The 17,569-nt window shown below is 72.8% G+C and carries 15 protein-coding genes and 1 tRNA gene; 7 read left to right on the forward strand and 9 right to left on the reverse strand.

What is annotated here, in order from left to right:
- Position 1: 1 nt before the first annotated feature.
- Positions 2–913, reverse strand: a complete 912-nt coding sequence (locus ACUP6Y_RS21110; RefSeq protein WP_462552895.1) for an AAA family ATPase — start codon at positions 911–913, stop codon at positions 2–4.
- A 130-nt stretch (positions 914–1,043) separates the two neighbouring features.
- Here ACUP6Y_RS21110 and ACUP6Y_RS21115 point away from each other — a divergent pair, with 130 nt between their 5' ends.
- Entirely contained in the window at positions 1,044–1,409 is a 366-nt protein-coding gene (locus ACUP6Y_RS21115; RefSeq protein ID WP_462552896.1) for a hypothetical protein, read from the forward strand.
- A gap of 15 nt (positions 1,410–1,424) precedes the next feature.
- On the opposite strand, the gene ACUP6Y_RS21120 is transcribed toward ACUP6Y_RS21115, so the two are convergent.
- Both ACUP6Y_RS21120 and ACUP6Y_RS21125 read right to left on the reverse strand, forming a co-directional pair.
- Positions 1,425–2,501: a helix-turn-helix transcriptional regulator gene (locus tag ACUP6Y_RS21120; RefSeq protein ID WP_462552897.1), complete on the reverse strand. Its 1,077-nt coding sequence runs from the start codon at positions 2,499–2,501 to the stop codon at positions 1,425–1,427.
- Between the two features lie 98 nt (positions 2,502–2,599).
- Positions 2,600–3,268 carry a response regulator gene (locus ACUP6Y_RS21125; protein WP_462552898.1) on the reverse strand — a complete coding sequence of 223 codons (669 nt, stop codon included), beginning with the start codon at positions 3,266–3,268 and terminating at the stop codon, positions 2,600–2,602.
- An 80-nt stretch (positions 3,269–3,348) separates the two neighbouring features.
- Here ACUP6Y_RS21125 and ACUP6Y_RS21130 point away from each other — a divergent pair, with 80 nt between their 5' ends.
- The gene (locus tag ACUP6Y_RS21130) at positions 3,349–5,697 is read left to right on the forward strand and encodes a sensor histidine kinase (RefSeq protein WP_462552899.1); all 2,349 of its coding nucleotides are present in this window, start codon (positions 3,349–3,351) and stop codon (positions 5,695–5,697) included.
- A 72-nt stretch (positions 5,698–5,769) separates the two neighbouring features.
- Here ACUP6Y_RS21130 and ACUP6Y_RS21135 read toward each other — a convergent pair whose 3' ends face one another.
- The gene (locus ACUP6Y_RS21135; RefSeq protein ID WP_462552900.1) at positions 5,770–8,343 is read right to left on the reverse strand and encodes a VaFE repeat-containing surface-anchored protein; all 2,574 of its coding nucleotides are present in this window, start codon (positions 8,341–8,343) and stop codon (positions 5,770–5,772) included.
- Between the two features lie 235 nt (positions 8,344–8,578).
- Positions 8,579–8,860: a hypothetical protein gene (locus ACUP6Y_RS21140; RefSeq protein ID WP_462552901.1), complete on the reverse strand. Its 282-nt coding sequence runs from the start codon at positions 8,858–8,860 to the stop codon at positions 8,579–8,581.
- 144 nt (positions 8,861–9,004) lie between these two features.
- Here ACUP6Y_RS21140 and ACUP6Y_RS21145 point away from each other — a divergent pair, with 144 nt between their 5' ends.
- The gene (locus ACUP6Y_RS21145; RefSeq protein WP_462552902.1) at positions 9,005–9,379 is read left to right on the forward strand and encodes a hypothetical protein; all 375 of its coding nucleotides are present in this window, start codon (positions 9,005–9,007) and stop codon (positions 9,377–9,379) included.
- 28 nt (positions 9,380–9,407) lie between these two features.
- Here ACUP6Y_RS21145 and ACUP6Y_RS21150 read toward each other — a convergent pair whose 3' ends face one another.
- Together ACUP6Y_RS21150 and ACUP6Y_RS21155 are read right to left on the reverse strand one after the other, a co-directional pair.
- Entirely contained in the window at positions 9,408–11,021 is a 1,614-nt protein-coding gene (locus tag ACUP6Y_RS21150) for a sigma-70 family RNA polymerase sigma factor (protein ID WP_462552903.1), read from the reverse strand.
- A 228-nt stretch (positions 11,022–11,249) separates the two neighbouring features.
- The gene (locus ACUP6Y_RS21155; RefSeq protein WP_462552904.1) at positions 11,250–12,500 is read right to left on the reverse strand and encodes a low temperature requirement protein A; all 1,251 of its coding nucleotides are present in this window, start codon (positions 12,498–12,500) and stop codon (positions 11,250–11,252) included.
- Positions 12,501–12,584: 84 nt separating this feature from the next.
- On the opposite strand from ACUP6Y_RS21155, the gene ACUP6Y_RS21160 reads away from it, so the two are divergent.
- Entirely contained in the window at positions 12,585–12,722 is a 138-nt protein-coding gene (locus tag ACUP6Y_RS21160) for a hypothetical protein (RefSeq protein WP_462552905.1), read from the forward strand.
- Positions 12,723–12,817: 95 nt separating this feature from the next.
- Here ACUP6Y_RS21160 and ACUP6Y_RS21165 read toward each other — a convergent pair.
- Positions 12,818–12,907: transfer RNA gene (locus ACUP6Y_RS21165), tRNA-Ser, on the reverse strand.
- A 141-nt stretch (positions 12,908–13,048) separates the two neighbouring features.
- Here ACUP6Y_RS21165 and ACUP6Y_RS21170 point away from each other — a divergent pair.
- From ACUP6Y_RS21170 to ACUP6Y_RS21180, 3 genes are all read left to right on the forward strand, one after another.
- Complete coding sequence (locus ACUP6Y_RS21170; RefSeq protein ID WP_462552906.1) at positions 13,049–14,266, forward strand: GAF domain-containing protein; 1,218 nt, start codon at positions 13,049–13,051, stop codon at positions 14,264–14,266.
- Between the two features lie 159 nt (positions 14,267–14,425).
- Positions 14,426–15,949, forward strand: coding sequence for an acetaldehyde dehydrogenase ExaC (gene exaC, locus ACUP6Y_RS21175; RefSeq protein ID WP_462552907.1), 1,524 nt, complete (start codon positions 14,426–14,428; stop codon positions 15,947–15,949).
- Positions 15,949–16,317: a DUF779 domain-containing protein gene (locus tag ACUP6Y_RS21180; protein WP_462552909.1), complete on the forward strand. Its 369-nt coding sequence runs from the start codon at positions 15,949–15,951 to the stop codon at positions 16,315–16,317. Before exaC ends, ACUP6Y_RS21180 begins: the two co-directional genes overlap by 1 nt.
- Here ACUP6Y_RS21180 and ACUP6Y_RS21185 read toward each other — a convergent pair.
- Positions 16,308–17,492: an ROK family protein gene (locus ACUP6Y_RS21185; protein ID WP_462552910.1), complete on the reverse strand. Its 1,185-nt coding sequence runs from the start codon at positions 17,490–17,492 to the stop codon at positions 16,308–16,310. The genes ACUP6Y_RS21180 and ACUP6Y_RS21185 overlap by 10 nt on opposite strands.
- Positions 17,493–17,569 lie beyond the last annotated feature (77 nt).

Consider the following 17,569-nt stretch of genomic DNA (forward strand, 5'->3'; position numbering starts at 1 on the left):
CTCAAGCCCGGGCCAGCTTGAGCTCCTTGACCGCGCGCTCGTGGTCGGACTGGTGCTTGAGCACGGCGCCGAGGGTGTCGGCGATCGCCGTGGCGTCGAGGTCGCGGATCTCCAGCGCGATCAGGGTGCGGGCCCAGTCGACGGACTCTGCTATCGACGGGGCCTTCTTCAGCTCCAGCTCCCGCAGCCGCCCGACGGTGGTGACCAGCTGCTCGGCGATCCGGTCGTCGAGGCCCGGCACCTGCTGCTGCAGGATCTGCCGCTCACGCACCGCGTCGGGGTAGTCGATGTGGAGGTACAGGCAGCGGCGCTTGACCGCCTCCGACAGCTCCCGGCTCGCGTTCGAGGTGAGTACGACGAAGGGCCGGCGGGTCGCCGCCACCGTCCCCAGCTCGGGGATGGTGACCTGGAAGTCGCTGAGCACCTCCAGCAGCAGGCCCTCGACCTCGATGTCGGTCTTGTCGACCTCGTCGACGAGCAGCACGGTCGGCTCCTCGCGCCGGATCGCGGTCAGCAGCGGCCGGGTGAGCAGGAACTCCTCGGAGAAGATGCTGTGGTCCAGCCACGTAGCCGGCCCGGTCTGGTGGTCATCTTGGTCAGCGGGCAAGTCGCCACGCTGTGGCTGGGTGTTGACGGCCTGGATGTACAGCAGCTGCTTCTTGTAGTTCCACTCGTACAGCGCCCGCGCCTCGTCGAGGCCCTCGTAGCACTGCAGCCGGACCAGCTCGGCGCCGGTGGCGCGGGAGACCGCCTTGGCCAGCTCGGTCTTGCCGACGCCGGCCGGTCCCTCGAGCAGCAGCGGCTTCTCGAGCGCGCCGGCGAGGTAGGTGGTGGTCGCCGTGGCGGCGTCCGCGAGGTAGCCCGCCGTCGCGAGCCGGGCGGCCGCGTCGGCCGGGGCGTCGAACCAGGTCATGGCCCCATCCTGCCGTGCGCGGTGTCGGCCACGTCACGCGGTCGTGACCCGACCGGCTCCTCGTCGTTGTGCTGAGCAGTGCGACAGGGCCCGGCGACGGGGCGATCAGGAAGTGGACAAGGGGGGCGTCATGAGTGCTGCCGGCACGTCTCTGTCCTGGTTGCGAGTCACCGTCCACGCCGCGCGTACGGCGACCACGGTGGCGGCACTCACCCTGCTGGTCGGCTTCGGCGCCATGAGCTCGGTCGCCAGGCCGGCGCCGGCCGATCCCACGCGTCGGCTCGACATGTCCTCGGGGCCGCTGGACGCGATGATGCAGCACAACCGGTGCTCGGTCACCGGCTTCGACCGTGACGTCATCCCGAGCAAGGCCATCGTCCGCACGCCCGAGGGCACCACCGAGCTGGTCAGCTTCGACCGCGGCTGGGCTGTGTTCAGCGGCGAGGCCGAGGGCGAGCTGGTCGCGGTCTGTCTCGGCCCGACCCACGCCGGCTGAGCGTGTGCCCGGCGCTCACACCTCGAGGTGGTCGGGTACGCCGTAGGTCCAGCCGGCCGGCATCGACTCGACCTTCCGCAGCACCCCCGCGCGGCTGGTGACGCCGAGCTTGGCGTACAGCCCACGGAGCTGGGTCTTGACGGTGTTGAGCGAGACGCCCAGGCGCTCGGCGATGCCCGACCGGTCCTCCCCTTCGAGAAGCACGCGCAAGACGGCGCGCTCGCGCGGCGACAGCGGCGCGGTGAGCACCGGCCCGGGGATCCAACAGCCCGGCTCCGCGACGTCGGCGGGCAGCAGGTCCCTGCCGCGCGCGAAGGCGACGAGCGGGCGCGGCAGAGCGGTCAGGACCGCGTCCCAGCCCGCGGGCCGACCGTCGCCGAGGACGGCGTCGAGCAGCCGGACGGCACCGTCGTCGTCTCCGGCGGCGAGGCAGGACGCGGCCTCGAGCGCGCGCAGCCGCACCGCCTCGCGCGCACTGAGCTGGTGACCGACGCGCGCGACGCGCGCGACGTACCGCATCGCCTCGAACTCGCCCGAGGCATAGAGCACCGTCGCCTCCGCGACGGCCGACCACGCGCTCCGCGCACTGCCCGGGGCGACCGCGAGCCAGGCCTCGCGGATGTTGCCGAGCGCGACGTTGAGGTCTGCCCGGACCGCCCGCACGATCGCCGCCCCCTCCTCCACCGTGTCGTCGGCCAGCGCCTGGCGCAGCAGGTCCAGCCCTTCCTCGGGCCGGGCGACGCACAGCAGGACCTGGACCTGCACCCACAGCGCGATCGGCGCCAGGGTGTCGTACGACGCCACGGCCCGCCCGGCCACGAGGAGGCTCGCCTCGACCGGCCGGCCGCGGTCGAGCAGGAGGATCGCGCGGGTCAGCAGGACCGCGTCGATGGTCGCGGCCTCGCCCGCGTCGGGTGCGGCGGTCGCGGCGGCGACGACGGTCTCCACAGCCGCATGGTGGTCGCCGGCGAGGGCACAGGCCAGAGCCAGCCGGGCGGCGACGTGGGCCTGCCTCCTCCCGTCGCCCTCGTCGGCGTCGTACGCCGCCTGGAGGAGGTCGCGGGCTCTCGCGACGTCACCACCGAGCAGCACGCGTGAAGTGTCCCGGACCCGCGCCTCCGGGTGGTGTCAGATCGCCCGCGAACCCGGACCTTGTCCTCCGTTCGGGGGTCGTGTCGGCGTCGGGCGGCTCACCCGGCGTCGACGTAGCCGTCGTCGATGGCGATCCGGCTCAGATCCATCTTCGAGCGGACCGGCCGGCCCGCCGCGGCGTACTTCGACTTGACCCGCGCGATATAGGTCTTGGCGGTGTCCTGCTTGACCCCGAGGGCCTCGGCGACGGCGCCGAGGGTGAGCCCGGAGGCGTAGAGCACCAGGGCGCGCTCCTCCTGGTCGCTGAGCTGGGGGCGCTCGGCGTCGGAGGCGATCACGGCGGCGAGGTCGGGCGTCATCCACTCGCCGCGGCGCAGCACGGTCCAGACCGCGTCGACGACGTCCTGCTCGGAGTCGCGCTTGCCGACGATGCCGGCGACCCCGGCCTTGATCACGGAGCGGACCAGGGCGGGCGAGGCCAGGGCGGAGAGCACCAGCACCCGCAGGCCGGCGTCGACGAGCCGGGCGACGACGTCCGGGTCGACACTGGGGCCGCGGTCGACGCTGAGGTCGAGCACCAGCAGCTGGGGGCGAGCACTGGCCGGGGCGCGCTGCAGCCAGGCCAGGAACTCGGGCAGCGTGCTGCAGCTCGCCACCACGACCAGTCCGGACTCCCGGCCGAGGATCTCCTCGGTACGACGCCGTTGCAGCAGGTGGTCCTCGACGAGTGCGACCTGCCAGACCTCGGACGCCTCAGCCGCTACCACGCAGCCATTCTGGCAGGCCGGGACGCTGTTGTTCGCGGATGGTCACAAACCCAGGGGTGTCGATAGGGAAGGGTGGACCCGTGACGAAGTTCGGAGGACCGGCGGACGTGGGCCGCATCGCCCTCGACCTGCTGCGTCGTACCGCGCCGTTCGTGCCGGCCGAGGACGGCTGGGCGACGCACACCCTGGCCGACGCGATGCGGCGGGTGTTCCTGGTCGCCACGGTCGGATGGCAGCTGGTCATGCTCGGCGCGGTCCTCGCCTCCCCCGGCGACCTCGGCCCGCTGCTGCCGCTCCTCGCGGCCCACGCCGCCGTGCTCGTCGCCACCCTCCTGGTCCAGGCCGGCCGGCTGCCCCCCTGGCTCCCGATCGTCGGCGTGGCCGTGCTGTTCGTGGCCGACTGGTCCGTGGCGGACTCGATGAACGACCCCCTGCTGTTCGCGGCCTGCTGGATGATGAACCTCAACGGCGCCACCCCGTCGTTCGTGCTCCACGGCCGCACCGCGCTCGCCCTGCCGGCCGTCACGTCGGTCCTGGTGCCGACCGCCATGGTGCTGCTGCGTCCCGACCTGCCGGCCACCCTGCCGATCGCCGTCTTCGGCACCCAGTGGGCGATCGTGCTGGCGACCCGGATCGGCCAGTCCTACCTGTACGACTTCGCCGGGCGCGCCGACGCGGAGGCGGCCGCCGCCCTGCGGGAGCGCGCGGCCGTCGCCGCCCAGGAGGCGGCCAGTCGCGCCTCCGCCGAGGACGCCCGGGTACTCCACGACACGGTCATCAACACCCTCGCCGCCCTGGCGAGCGGCGGAGCGGCCGTGAGCGACGCCGACGCGGTGCGCGAGCGCTGCGCCCGCGACATCGCAACGGTCACCGCGCTGCGCGACGGCGCCGAGCCGGCTGCCGACGACGGCGGGCTGCGCGCGGCGTCGTACGACTCGCGGATCCGGGTGCGTCACGTCGGCCTCCCCGACGACGAGCTGGCCCGGATCGAGAGCGGCCTCCTCCCCGCCCGGCACCGGGCACTGCGCCGGGCCACGACCGAGCTGGTGCAGAACGCCGCCAAGCACGCCGGCGTCGACGAGGTCGAGGTACGAGCCGAGCAGCACGACGGCCGCCTCGTGGTCACCGTGGCCGACGACGGGGTCGGCTTCGACGGCCGGGTCGCACCGTCCGGCGGGCTCGCCTCCTCGGTCCTCTCGCGGGCCCGGGAGGCCGGCCTCGGGGTCGACGTCGACACCGCGCCCGGCGCCGGCACCCGGGTCACGCTCACCGTGCCGACGACCGCCGCCCTGCCGACCGGGCCGACCGTGCCGACCGGGTCGACCGGGGAGAACGACATCGCCGGCGTCGTCCGTGGACTGCGCCGCGACGCCTGCCTGCTGTACGCCGCCGGGGTGTCCGCCGTCGGCTTCTACCTGGCGATCACCAACCATCCCGGGCAGGCGACGCCGGAGTACCTGATGGCGACCGTCGCCGCGCTCGGCGCGGCTCTCGCCTGGCGGACCACCCGGCGCCGCGACACCCTCCCCTGGTGGGGCGTGGCGACGCTCGCCGGCGCCGCGGCGACCGCGTTCGTGCTCTCCGCCGCCGCTGTGGACTACGGGCGCGACGACCCGGTGCTCTGGCAGGCCATCGGCGCCACCGGGCTGCTCATCGTGATCGCCGAGCTCGGGACACGCTCGACGGCGGTGCTGGCGGCGGGAGCGGCGTACGGCGCCGTGGTGATCGCGGTCGCCGTCCACACCGGTCGGTCCACGCGACCGTTCTCGGGCGAGGCCGAGACGATCACCCTGATGGCCGGCGCGGCCGCCCTCGGGCTGGTGGTCGCGTGGAGCCGGTTCCAACACACGATCGCCGCCATCGGCAGCCGCGCCTCGGCCGACCAGCAGGCCACCTGGGCCGCCCGCACCCGGCTCGCCGAGCGCGAGGCGGCCGACCGCGCGCGGGCGCGCTGGCGCGACGCCGGGCTGAACCGCTCCCTGGAGCTGCTCGAGACCGCCCGGAGCGCCGCCGACCCCGGGAACGCGGCGCTGCGCGAGAGGTGCGCCGTCGAGGAGGCCTACCTGCGCCAGCTCACCCTGCTCCACCCGGACCTGGTCCACGTCGGCCAGTGGTTCGCCCGGGCGCTCAACGACGCCCACCACAACGGCGTCCGGCTGGTGGTGCGCTCCGGCGGCACCGACGTTCCCGCCGACGTGGCGGCCGACCTGGGCGATGTCGTGCTGGCGGCCGTGGCACGCACCCCGAGTGGCGCGGACCTCACCGTCACCCTGTTCCCCGACCCCGCGGGGGCCCGGATGACCCTGGTCGGCGCGCACCCGCACCTCTCGGCCGGCGTACGGTCGGCGACCGGGGCGCTGGCGGCACGCGCTCGGGTCCAGTCGGTGGGCGACCAGGAGGTGGCCGAGATCCTGGTCGACGTGGCCTGACTCCCCCGGCGAGATGGAGTGCCCGTCGGCGGTGGCGGAGAAGCGCCACCACCGCCGACGGAGTCTCGTTTCTCAGTCCAACGGGACCGCGGTGACCACGACGTTCTGGCGGTAGTGGAACCCGCCGTTCGACGTCGTCGTCTTGCCGGCGCAGCTGATCAGCACCAGCCTGTGCTCGCCCGTGGTCGAGAAGAACCGGTCGGGAAGCGGCCTCGTGCGCGAGAACCGCTCGATCGAGGTGACCCGGTAGCGCAGCTTCCTGCCACCCTGCCGGACCGTGACGATCTTGCCCTTGCGGAGCTTGGTGAGCTTCCAGAATGCGCCCGGCCGGTCGTGCCGGTCGGAGACATGGCCGGCGATGACCGTCGTACCGATCAGGTCACCGGCCGCGGCGGACCGGCTGAGCCGGCCGGTGCGGGCGACATTGCCGGGCACCCGCATGTGGCCCTTCTTGATGCCGACCAGCGACGTGGGAGCGTTGACGCCGAGCGACGGGATCCGGATCCGGTCGACGCTACGGCGACCGGCGACGTCGCGCCCCGCCGAGCTGTAGCCCGTGCTGACCACCGGCGCCGCATACGACGGCTTGCGCACCAGCGTCGTCTCCGACACCAGGCCGCAGGCGTGCGACGCGGCGGTGTTGTGGCTGTCGGCCGTGGTCGAGGCGACCCAGGTGTAGTAGCCGGTCCGGTGTACCTGGACCGACGGCGTCACGACGACGCCGTTGCCCGGGGCGAAGCTCACGGTGCCGACGGCGTGCGCCGGGGTGCAGGCGATCTTGTCGCGGGACGCGAACGGGCCGTACAGCGTGGCCGAGCCGGTCGCCCCGTAGCCGGGAACGAATCCGGTGATGGTGACCTGGTCGGACACGCGAGCACCGGGCTTAACCTGGTCGTGCGAGGTCTCCGTGGTCAGCGACACCGTCGACTGGCCCCCCGAGCCGGTACCCGGCTGCTCGACCGTGGTGGTCTCGGCCGCCAAGCCGCACGCGTGGGTGGCCGCGGTGTTGCGGTCATCGGCGCCGAGGCTGACCTGCCAGGTGTAGAGCCCCGGCTGGGTCACCGTGACGGTCGGGGTCGAGATCGTCCCGTTCTGCGGTGCGAAGGTGACCGTGCCGGCCACGTTCGCCTGGGTGCAGACGCTGCTGTCGACCGTGGTGAGCGGACCGTAGAGGGTGGCGGTGCCCGTGGCGGTGCCGCCCGGGACGAAGCCGGTGATGGTCACGACGTCGTGCAGGCCGGCACCCACCTGGGCCGTGGCCACCGAGGCCTGGGTGGTCACCGTCGGAGCACCCTTCTCGACCGAGACGGTCTGCGCGGTGTCGTCGATGTCCTCGTGCGCGGCCACCACCGGCGTCTGACCCGTCACCTTCAGGGTCTCGAAGGCCACCAACGACTGGCCCGCATGGCCCGCCGGAACCGTGAACTCCACCTCCACCGTGCCATCGGCCTGCGTCGGTGTGAACGTCGTCGAGCCCGTGATGCCGGTCGCCGAGCCGTCCGACTTCCGCATCAGCTCACCGCTCACCGTGTACGAGGTCCCCGCGACCAGGTTCTGGTAGGCGACGGTGTCCACGACGATCCCGCCCCCAGCCGGGATCGTGTGGTCACCGTCGGCCTGGTCGGTCAGCGTGGTGCCGATCGACGGGGTCGGGGCGACAGTCCAGCTGACAGCGGCCGAGTCGGTGGTCGTGGCCGTGCTGGCGGCGACCAGGATGAGCGACTGCGCGTGGCTGCCGGAGGTCGGCGTGCCGCCGTTGGTGGTCGGCACCGAGATGACCTTGCCGGTGCCACCCGCGCCCGCGGCGGTCACGGTGACCGTGGCGGAGCCGGCGGTCGACGTACCGCGCAGGTCGAGGTAGATCTGCTGGCCGTCGACGACGGCCGAGATGTCGACCGGAGTGCCCGCGGCGTCGGTCACGGCGACGCCCGGGGCGACCGAGACGCTCACCGAGGCCTGGTTGGTGTGGACGGTGAACGGGCCGACCAGCGTGCCGGCCTGCTGCGCACCGGCCGGGGCGGTGACGGTCGCGGTGACGGACGAGATGTCACCGGGCGCCATGGTGTTGCCGGCGTTGATGCTGTCGATGAGGTACCAGTACGCGGCCTCCGCGTTGGCCTGCGAGTCGGAGCCCGCCCAGTTCCAGTTGGCGTCGAAGTCGAGGTCGGTGTAGCGCCAGATGGCGTACTGGATGGCCTCGATCGCGTCGTTCTGCGTGATGCCCGGCACCCCTGCGGCGGTGCCGAACGCCGACAGGCTCACGGCGGGGTAGCTGTGCGCGAGGATCCACAGGACCTTGCCCGCCACGGTGGGGTCGGTGTCGAAGTGGTTGCTGCCCAGGAAGGACGACGCGTCGCCGATGGCCCCGCCGATGCTCGTCTTCGCCGAGACGTCGTGCTCGATGCAGTAGGCCCAGTAGTCGGGCGTGCCCGCATTGCCGGGGTCGGCCGGCGTGTCCTCGTAGACGCTGTGCAGACGGGTGCCCGAGAACCCCTGCGCGATCGAGCCGATCCAGACGGTGTCACCGTCTCCCGGCTCCGCGGACGCCGACGGTGTCCACGACGGCACCACCACGACGCCGAGGGCGAGGGCCAGTCCCACGGCCCAGGCCCGCCACGCGCGATGGCTCCAACTCGACTTGCTCACTGTTCTGTCCCCTTCGTCTCAGCGGCGCGCGGTGCGCGACCAGCGGGTTGTCCGACATGGGTCTGCATGCCCCTGCCCGCCCTACCCCCGAGATCCGGCCGGCGGTACGACGAGCGGGGTGCGCTCGCCGACGGACGCCTGGCCGGTGTGGGCATCTTGCAGAGTCGAAACGAGCCGCGACACCGAAGGCGCCGACTCCCGGCCCGAATGTCACCCTTTCGGGTGACGGCTGTCCTCACTCGTCCGCACCACCGGGCCGGCCCACCAGGTGGGGGCAGTGGGGCGGCAGCAGCGGCGTGACGCGATAGCTGCGGTCCGCGGCCACATCGGCGTTGGCCCGACGATCGTCCTCGAGCGCGCAGAGCGCCGCCTGGGCGTCGGCGTACGGCCCGGAGACGTAGGTCAGCCCCCCTTCGGTGATGGCCAGCACGTGCGGACGGTCGAGGTCGGCGACGCTCTCGCTGATGACGTGGTCGATCAGCAGCTGCAGCGTGGCTCCGGTCGGCGGTCCGCTCACCCGATCGGGTGACGGCTCGTCCGACCAACGGTTCGTGGTGACGTTGTCCATGCCCGGAAGACACCTCCGCCCCCGGGCGATGACGCGACTCCGCGGAAAAACCTCGATCGCGTCAGGACCCGGCTCCGGCTTTGTCTACGGGACGTGACGCAGCAACCCGAGATCACCGTCGCGGCCCATCCGCGCGGCTGGGCGCACCGCGCCGTGACGACCGCCCAGATGCTGGCCGTCCACCCCGCCGCGCTCCAGCTCAGGCGGCTGACGCAGGCACCCGAGCTCCTCGACGATGTCGTGCTGGCCCATGTCCTCGGCGTGACACATCCCCGGACCACGGCCGCACTGCTGAGCCCGAGCCTGCGACACCAGCGCCGCCATGCCCTGCTGCGGGTCCACGCGCTCCTCGTCGCCGAGCTGGAGCGCGGGTGCGCTGCGGCGACGCTCGCCGAGGCCGTCACCCGGCGGGTGCGGGCCGAGGCCGCCCGCGCCTGGCTGGACGAGTCGGCCCGGTGGCCTCGCTAGTGGTCGCTAGCCTCGGGATTTCACGAGGCTAGGAAGCCTGGTCGGACCGTCCCGGTGACGGTACGGCGATCGACCGCTTGTTGTTGGTCAGGTCGGCGTCGCGGCCATCGACGCTGGTGATCGCGAAGGTGAGGTACGTCGCCCACGCGGCCTTCACGTCGACGGTCAGCTGCGTGATCCCGGATCCGGCCATGACGACGTCGGCCCAGGGGGCGTGCTGGGTCCGCGACGCGCAGGTGCCGTCCGCGCCCCCGACGCTCACGCAGTAGTCGGTGGCGCCCACACCGCCGAGCGCGACCTGGACGGTCCGTCCGTCGCCGTTGACCTGGATCGTGACCCGGCGCCAGGCGGTCCCGGAGGACGACGGGGACAGGGCCGGCACACCCAGGCGCGGGTCGTTCGGCGGCGGGGTCTCAGCAGGCGAGGTCGGGTCCGACGGGGCGGGGTCCGACGGCGTGGGCGTCGGGCTCGGTGGGGTCGCGGGAGCCTCGGCCCGCGGGGGCTGCGCCGAGGTGGGAGACGGGCTCGCGTCGTCGTACCTCAGCTCGTCGGCGGTGCGGTCGCTGGGGGTCGGGGTGACCTCGCGCGGCACCGGAGGGGTCGCGGCCACGACGGGGGCGGGGTCCGGAGCCGGGTCCTCGGCGGAGTGCGGGGCGGCCGGCGTGGCCGCGACGATCGCCTCGCTGGTCCGGGCGGGCGCCGGCGTCACCGGTGCTGCCGTGTCGTTCGGGGCGGGCGTGCGGATCGCGACCAGCGCGATGCCGGTGACCACGCCGGCGACCGCCGTCGTGGCGGCGACACCCGTGAGCGCCTTGCCGAACGAGCTGCTGACGAGCGAGCCGATCCCGCCGGCCACACCCGCGCCGACCGCGCCGACCGCGCCGACCGCACCGGCCGCGCCGCTCGCGGCGACCGACAGCACCAGGGGCGCGAGCAGCGCACCGACGTCGCGACGCGCCTCGCCGAGCTCGAGGATCGCGACCGGGCAGGTGCCGCAGGTCCGCAGGTGCCGATCGACGGTGTCGCGGCGGGCCCGGGTGAGGTGGCCGTTCACGTAGCCGGGCAGGTAGCCGACGATCTTCTTGCACTCGGCCGAGTCCGCGGCCTGGGCGTACTGCGCCAGGTAGGCGTCGGCGAGCCCTCGCCGGGCACGCAGCGCCAGCGCCGCGACCGCGTTGGCCCTGATGCCGAGCAGCTCGCCGACCTCGTCGTGGGGCACCCGGTCGACCTCGCACAGCCAGAGCACCTGCTGCCACCGGGCGGGCAGCGTCGTGAAGGCGTCGCGCACCACCCGGTTGGTCAGGTGCTTGCCGGAGGTGTCGTCCGCGACGAGCAGCGGGATCAGGTCGCCCGGCTCCGTGGTCACCTCCCGGCTGCGCCCGCGCAGCCGGTTGACGGCGACGTTGTGGACCGTGACGCTGAGGTACGGCCGGAAGGTCGTCGTCGGTCCCCGACCGCCCTTGAGGATCGCGAAGATCCGCTCGAACGCCTCCGCGACCACGTCCTCCGCGTCGCGCTGGCCGACGACGCGGCGCGCCACGGCGAGCGCGTACCCACGATGCCGGACGAACAGCACGCCGAACGCCGCCTCGTCCCCCTGCCGGACCTGCTCCAGCAGCTCTTCCTCGGACTGAAACTCCATGACTCCCCCTGAGCCGGCGACCCGGCCGCACTGCGGCAGGGCTCACCGACCCACCCTGATCGGCCTGCGGCCGGACAACTCGATGAACTGAAACGCCCCATCACCGCCGCCCGCGGGGAGCCACTCGTCAGCGGTGATGTACCCGTCCCCACCTTCACGGTAGGTCGGAAGTCCCGGCTACCGGAGGATGGTTAGCCAACCTAGCCGGTTTTGTCCCCCGAACGGGGGTCATTCGCGCAGCTCGTCGAGAACCGCGGCATGGTGACGGAAGCCGGCGAGCTCGTACCCGACCACACTCACCCACGGCGCGAGGGAGAGCACGAGCAGGCACCAGACGAGCTCGACGTCCGCGGCCGCCATCAGCAGCGCGGCGGCGATCACGACGGCGGTGATGACCAGCAGCGCGACATGCAGCCCGTGGAAGGTTCGGGTCAGTGACGAGTAGCCGGCGTAGAAGACCACGAGGTAGGCGGCCACCGGGATCGCGACGGCGAGCACCGTGCCGAGCAGGCCGAGGTGGGTCTCGTGCTCGAGGTAGGTGGCGCCGCCGTGGAGGCCGGCGCCGACCGCGACGACGCTGCCGAACACCAGCAGGTGGCCGTAGCCGAAGCCGAAGGAGCGCTCCCGATGGGCGTGCAGGATCTCGCCCGCCGGTACGACGAAGTAGCTCCACCAGATGCCGAAGGTCAGCGCGGTGCCGGCCAGCGCGAGCAGCCCGATCTCCCAGGTCAGCCCCTCCTCGGCGAGGGCGTTGATGGACGCCATGGTGCCGATGAGCCCCTCGCCGAGCGCGATGATCACCATCAGGCCGTAGCGCTCGGCGATGTGGTGGGCGTGCCACGGAGTGCCGGCGAGGCGGGTCTCGGCGTACACCGGGCCGCCGATCTCGATGAGGAACGGGATGACCAGCAGCGCGAAGGTGGCCCCGACCGGGAGATCGGTCAGCGCGAAGACGATCCAGAGGACCTGGGCCACCAGGATGGAGACCAGGTAGGTGCGCACGACGTCGCGCCGGGTCCGGTCGTGGGAGCCGGCCCGCCACCACTGCAGGACCATGGCGACCCGCATCAGCACGTAGCCCCAGACCATGACGTCGTTGTCGAGCGTCTCCTCGTGGTTCGTGACGGACTCGAACATCGGCTTGAGGCCGAGGGCGAGCACCAGCACGCCGACCATCTGCAGCATCGTGGTCAGGCGATAGACCCAGTCGTCGGTGTCGTACGCCGACGCGAACCAGCTGAAGTTGATCCACGCCCACGCGATGGCGAAGGTGGCGAAGCAGAAGGCGACGATCCCGGGGACCACGTGGTCGTGGGCCATCGCGTGCGCGAGCTCGTTGGCCGCCGTACCGAAGGCGACGGCGAAGGTGAGGTCGAACAGCAGCTCCAGCGGGCTGGAGACCCGGTGGCTCTCGTGGGGGTCGCGGCCGGTCATCCGACGGCGGCGGTGACGGACGTCTGGTTCAACGCTCTCCGACATGAGCGGAGAATAGGGCGAATCGCGGGTCTGGTGCGGCCCGAGGCCCCAGATCGGCGTACGGCCGATGCGAAGCGTGATCAATCCGTGACCTGGCCACGGGCCCGTTCCGCGACGTCGTTCGGCGGGCTCCTCGGCGAGCTCACCGTCGATCCCGACAAGGACCACCTGTACGTAGCCCGCGACAAGCGCACCGGCGACCCACCGAGGCTGAGCCGCACCTGAGACGCCGAGAGCCACCCTCGGGCCGGCTTCTCGGACCTCAGGTGGCTCTCGTCAGACTTTCGTCTGTCGGGCTACGAACTTTCATCCGTAGGCCATGGCGGTGACGGAGGGATTTGAACCCTCGGTGGACTTGCGCCCACAAACGCTTTCGAGGCGTTCTCCTTAGGCCGCTCGGACACGTCACCGCGGAAGACAGTACCGGAGCGGCGACGGCGGTCCGAAATCCCGGTACCCTCCCGCCACTCGGCACTCCCCGATGCAACCTGGTTGCAACCTCTGCCCGTCATCGTCGTTCCGAGAGACGCTCGTCACGTGGGAGAGATACCGTGACCCCTGTACCGACCGACGGGAGCGCGCGCGGCATGCGCGCGGAGGTCGCCGCGTCCTGGGAGCGCTCCGCGGCCGCCGGCGTGGACGTCACCCAGCGCGAGGCGCCGATCGCCCTGGAGACGCCGGACCTGCGCGGGCAGCGCGAGGCGCATGCGCTGGCGCGGGTGTTCCCGCTGCTCGACGACGTGCTGGGACGGGAGGTGCGCGACTGCGGGGCGGTGATGGCGCTGGCCGACGCGGAGGGCACCTTGCTGTGGGTGTGCGGTACGCCGGAGCGGCTGCGCGAGGCCGAGCGGATCGGCTTCGTCGAGGGCAGCAACTGGGACGAGCGGCTGGCCGGCACCAATGCGCCGGGGCTCGCGCTGGCGACCGGGCGGGACGCGGTGGTCACCCGCGACGAGCACTTCCGCTCGTCGGTCCGGTCCTGGAGCTGCGCGGCGACGCCGATCCACGACCCGGGGACCAGCCAGGTGCTGGGGGTGCTCGACGTGACCGGCGGGGACGAGATCGTCGTACCGCAGACGATGGCGATGGTGCGCGCCGCCGCGCGTCTGGCCGAGGCCGAGCTGGCCCGCCACCTGCCGCCGCCCCCGCCGGTCGCCGACCACCCCACCGGGCTGCGCCTCCTGCTCGAGCTGCTCGGCCACAACGAGGCGCTGGTGACGGTGGACGACGGCCGCGGCAGGCTCAGCCGGCTGCGCCTGTCACGTCGCCACAGCGAGATCCTCGCGCTGCTCGCCGCCTCCCCCGCCGGCCTGACCGGCGACGAGCTCGGCGTGCTGCTCTACGAGGAGGACGGCGGTACGTCGACCCTGCGCGCCGAGCTGAACCGGCTGCGCGGCCTGCTGGGCGACGGGCTGCTCGCCTCACGCCCGTACCGCCTCACGGCGCCGGTCACCGGCGACTGGCTGGCGGTCGAGGCGCAGCTCGCGGCGGGCGACCTGCGCAGCGCCATGCGGGGGTACGGCGGACCGGTGCTGCCGCGCTCGACCGCACCGGGCGTCGTACGGCTGCGCGAGTCGCTGGCGGCCACGCTGCGGCAGGCGCTGCTGCGCTCGGGCGCGGCCGACCTGATGTCGACCTGGACCCGCTCGGGATGGGGGCGCGACGACTACGACATGTGGCTGGCCCAGCGGGCCGTCGTACCAGTGGCGTCGCCGATGCGGGCACTGGTCGAGGGGCAGATCGCGCGCCTCGACGCCGAGCTCGGCTGACCCGGGGGTGTCGTGACGGTCGCTGCGCGACCTCCTCGACCTCCCTCAACCTCCCCCGACCTCCGGAGCGCAACGGACCTGCAACGTGACGCTGCCTAGCGTCGTGACCGCCGTCACACCGACGATCACGACACCTCCCGACATCGCTTGGAGCAGACCATGACCGTGTACGCCGCCCCCGGACAGCCCGACTCCCTCGTCTCCGTCGCCAGCCGCTACGACCACTACATCGGCGGCCAGTGGGTGGCGCCGGCGAAGGGCAACTACTTCGAGAACATCTCGCCGGTCAACGGCAAGGCGTTCACCGAGATCGCGCGCGGCACCGCCGAGGACATCGAGGCCGCCCTCGACGCCGCGCACGCCGCCGCGCCCGCGTGGGGCCGGACGTCGCCCACCGAGCGGGCCAACATCCTCAACAAGATCGCCGACGTGATCGAGGCGAACCTGACCGAGATCGCGGTGGCCGAGACCTGGGAGAACGGCAAGCCGGTCCGCGAGACCCTGGCCGCCGACATCCCGCTCGCGGTCGACCACTTCCGCTACTTCGCCGGCGTGCTGCGGGCCCAGGAGGGCTCGGCGGGCGAGCTCGACGAGACCACGGTGGCGTACCACTTCCACGAGCCGCTCGGCGTCGTCGGCCAGATCATCCCGTGGAACTTCCCCATCCTGATGGCCGTGTGGAAGCTCGCGCCCGCGCTGGCGGCCGGCAACGCCGTCGTACTGAAGCCGGCCGAGCAGACCCCGTGGTCGATCCTCAAGCTGGTCGAGCTGGTCGGCGACCTGCTCCCCGCGGGCGTGGTCAACGTGGTCAACGGCTTCGGCGTCGAGGCCGGCAAGCCGCTCGCGTCGTCGTCCCGCGTCGCGAAGGTGGCCTTCACCGGCGAGACCACGACCGGGCGGCTGATCATGCAGTACGCCAGCCAGAACATCATCCCGGTCACCCTCGAGCTCGGCGGCAAGAGCCCGAACATCTTCTTCGACTCGGTCGCGGCCGAGCGGGACGCCTTCTACGACAAGGCGCTCGAGGGCTTCACCATGTTCGCGCTCAACCAGGGCGAGGTCTGCACCTGCCCGTCGCGGGCCCTCGTCCAGCGCAGCATCTACTCCGACTTCGTCCACGACGCCATCGCCCGCGTCGAGAAGGTCAAGCAGGGCAACCCGCTCGACGACACCACGATGATCGGCGCGCAGGCGTCCAACGACCAGCTCGAGAAGATCCTGTCGTACCTGGAGATCGGCAAGGAGGAGGGCGCCAAGCTCCTCACCGGCGGCGAGCGCAACATCCTCGAGGGTGACCTCGCGGAGGGCTACTACGTCACGCCGACCGTGTTCGAGGGCGACAACTCGATGCGGATCTTCCAGGAGGAGATCTTCGGCCCGGTCGTCTCGCTCACCGGCTTCGACGAGGAGGCGGACGCCCTCAAGGTCGCCAACGACACCCTCTACGGCCTCGGCGCCGGCGTGTGGACCCGCGACGGCTCGCAGGCCTACCGCGCCGGCCGCGAGATCAAGGCCGGCCGGGTGTGGACGAACTGCTACCACCTCTACCCCGCCGGTGCGGCGTTCGGCGGCTACAAGCAGTCCGGCATCGGCCGCGAGAACCACAAGATGATGCTCGACCACTACCAGCAGACCAAGAACCTGCTGGTGTCCTACAGCCCGGACGCGCTCGGCTTCTTCTGATGGACCGCGTGGCAGTCACCGGTGAGGCTGCGGACCTGGTCCGCCGCCTCACCGAGGCGCACGGCCCGGTGATGTTCCACCAGTCCGGCGGCTGCTGCGACGGGTCCGCCCCGATGTGCTACCCCGACGGCGAGTTCCTGCTGGGCGACGCCGACGTCCACCTGGGCGACCTCGACATCGGGCTCGAGCGCAAGGTCCCGGTCTGGATGTCGAGGGCGCAGTTCGAGTACTGGTCGCACACCCACCTCACCATCGACGTCGTCCCTGGTCGCGGCGCGGGCTTCTCCCTGGAGGCGCCGTACGGCGTGCGCTTCCTGATCCGCTCCCGGCTGCTGACCGACGCGGAGGTGGAGCAGGCTCAGGCCTGACGGCGCAGGCGGGCGTCGACGGCGGCCGGGCTGAGCACCTCGTCGAGCGCCAGGGCGGCGCACCCGACGAGGCCGGCCCGGTCGCCGTACGTCGCCGGCAGGAACCGCAGCTCCCGGGTCGCCAGTGCGGAGGAGCGCGCATAGACCGCCTCCCGCACGCCGGCCGCGTAGACGTCGTACGCCGCGGCCATGTCGCCGCCGAGGACCACCGCGCGCGGGTTGAGCAGGTTGATGGCGACGGCGAGCAGCTCGCCGACCATCCGGCCGCTCTCGCGCAGCAGCTGCTTGGCCTCCGGGTCGCCGGCGAGGGCGTGGGCGACCAGGTCGCGGACGTGCTCGACGTCGCGCCCCTCCTCCCGCAGCCGGGCGACCAGCGCCCAGCCGGCGGCGATCGTCTCGAGGCAGCCGACGTCGCCGCAGCGGCACGGCCGCCCCGCGGCCTCCGGGACCTTGGTGTGGCCGAGGTCGCCGGCCGCGCCGAGGGCGCCGCTGACGATCCGGCCGTCGGCGACGACGCCGAGGCCCAGGCCCGTGGAGGCCTTGAGCACCAGCAGATCGCGGGCCTGGGCGGCGTGGCCGAGGTACTCCGAGCGGGCCAGGATGTCGGCGTCGTTGGCGAGGAACAGCGGGGCGTCGGCCACCGCGGTGAGGTACGGCGCCAGCGGGATGCCGTCCCAGCCGGCGATGACCGGCGTGTCGACGCTGACCCCGCGCTCGGTGTCGACCGCGCCGGGCAGCGACAGGCCGATGCCCAGGACGGGCGGGGTGCCGGCGCCGATCAGCCGCGCGAGCTGGTCGGCGACGCCGGGCATCACCAGGTCGGGTCCGGCGCCGACCTCGTGGTCGACGGCGGAGGTGGCGAGCTCGGTGCCGGCGAGGTCGAAGACGGCGACCTGGGAGCGGGAGCGGCCGATCGCGACGGCGAGCACCGAGCCGGCGTCGGCCGCCAGCGTGAGGCTGCCCGGGGGCCGGCCGCCGGTAGACGCGAGGTCGGCCCCGACCCGGAGCAGGCCGGCCTCGCCGAGCGCGCCGACCCGGGCGACCACCGCGGTGCGGGACAGGCCGGTCAGCCGGGTGAGGTCGGCGCGGGTCGCGGCGCGGCCGGCGCGCACCAGCGCGAACAGCTCGCCCGCCGTCGCCGTGTCGCGACCGACCGGCTGCCGCACCTCCGTCATGCCTCCGAACTCTAAACCCCGTCCACTTTGTCCTGAAAAAGTCATAAGCATGACTTTCACAAGTCACTCTTGCGCAC

The organism is Nocardioides sp. S5-5 (assembly GCF_054954065.1).

Bases quoted from the DNA above. Each gene is read 5' to 3' on its own strand.
- ACUP6Y_RS21180 (WP_462552909.1), top strand. From the start codon at position 15,949: ATGGACCGCGTGGCAGTCACCGGTGAGGCTGCGGACCTGGTCCGCCGC.
- ACUP6Y_RS21150 (WP_462552903.1), bottom strand. From the start codon at position 11,021: ATGGAGTTTCAGTCCGAGGAAGAGCTGCTGGAGCAGGTCCGGCAGGGG.
- ACUP6Y_RS21185 (WP_462552910.1), bottom strand. From the start codon at position 17,492: ATGACGGAGGTGCGGCAGCCGGTCGGTCGCGACACGGCGACGGCGGGC.
- ACUP6Y_RS21110 (WP_462552895.1), bottom strand. From the start codon at position 913: ATGACCTGGTTCGACGCCCCGGCCGACGCGGCCGCCCGGCTCGCGACG.
- ACUP6Y_RS21155 (WP_462552904.1), bottom strand. From the start codon at position 12,500: ATGTCGGAGAGCGTTGAACCAGACGTCCGTCACCGCCGCCGTCGGATG.
- ACUP6Y_RS21115 (WP_462552896.1), top strand. From the start codon at position 1,044: ATGAGTGCTGCCGGCACGTCTCTGTCCTGGTTGCGAGTCACCGTCCAC.
- exaC (WP_462552907.1), top strand. From the start codon at position 14,426: ATGACCGTGTACGCCGCCCCCGGACAGCCCGACTCCCTCGTCTCCGTC.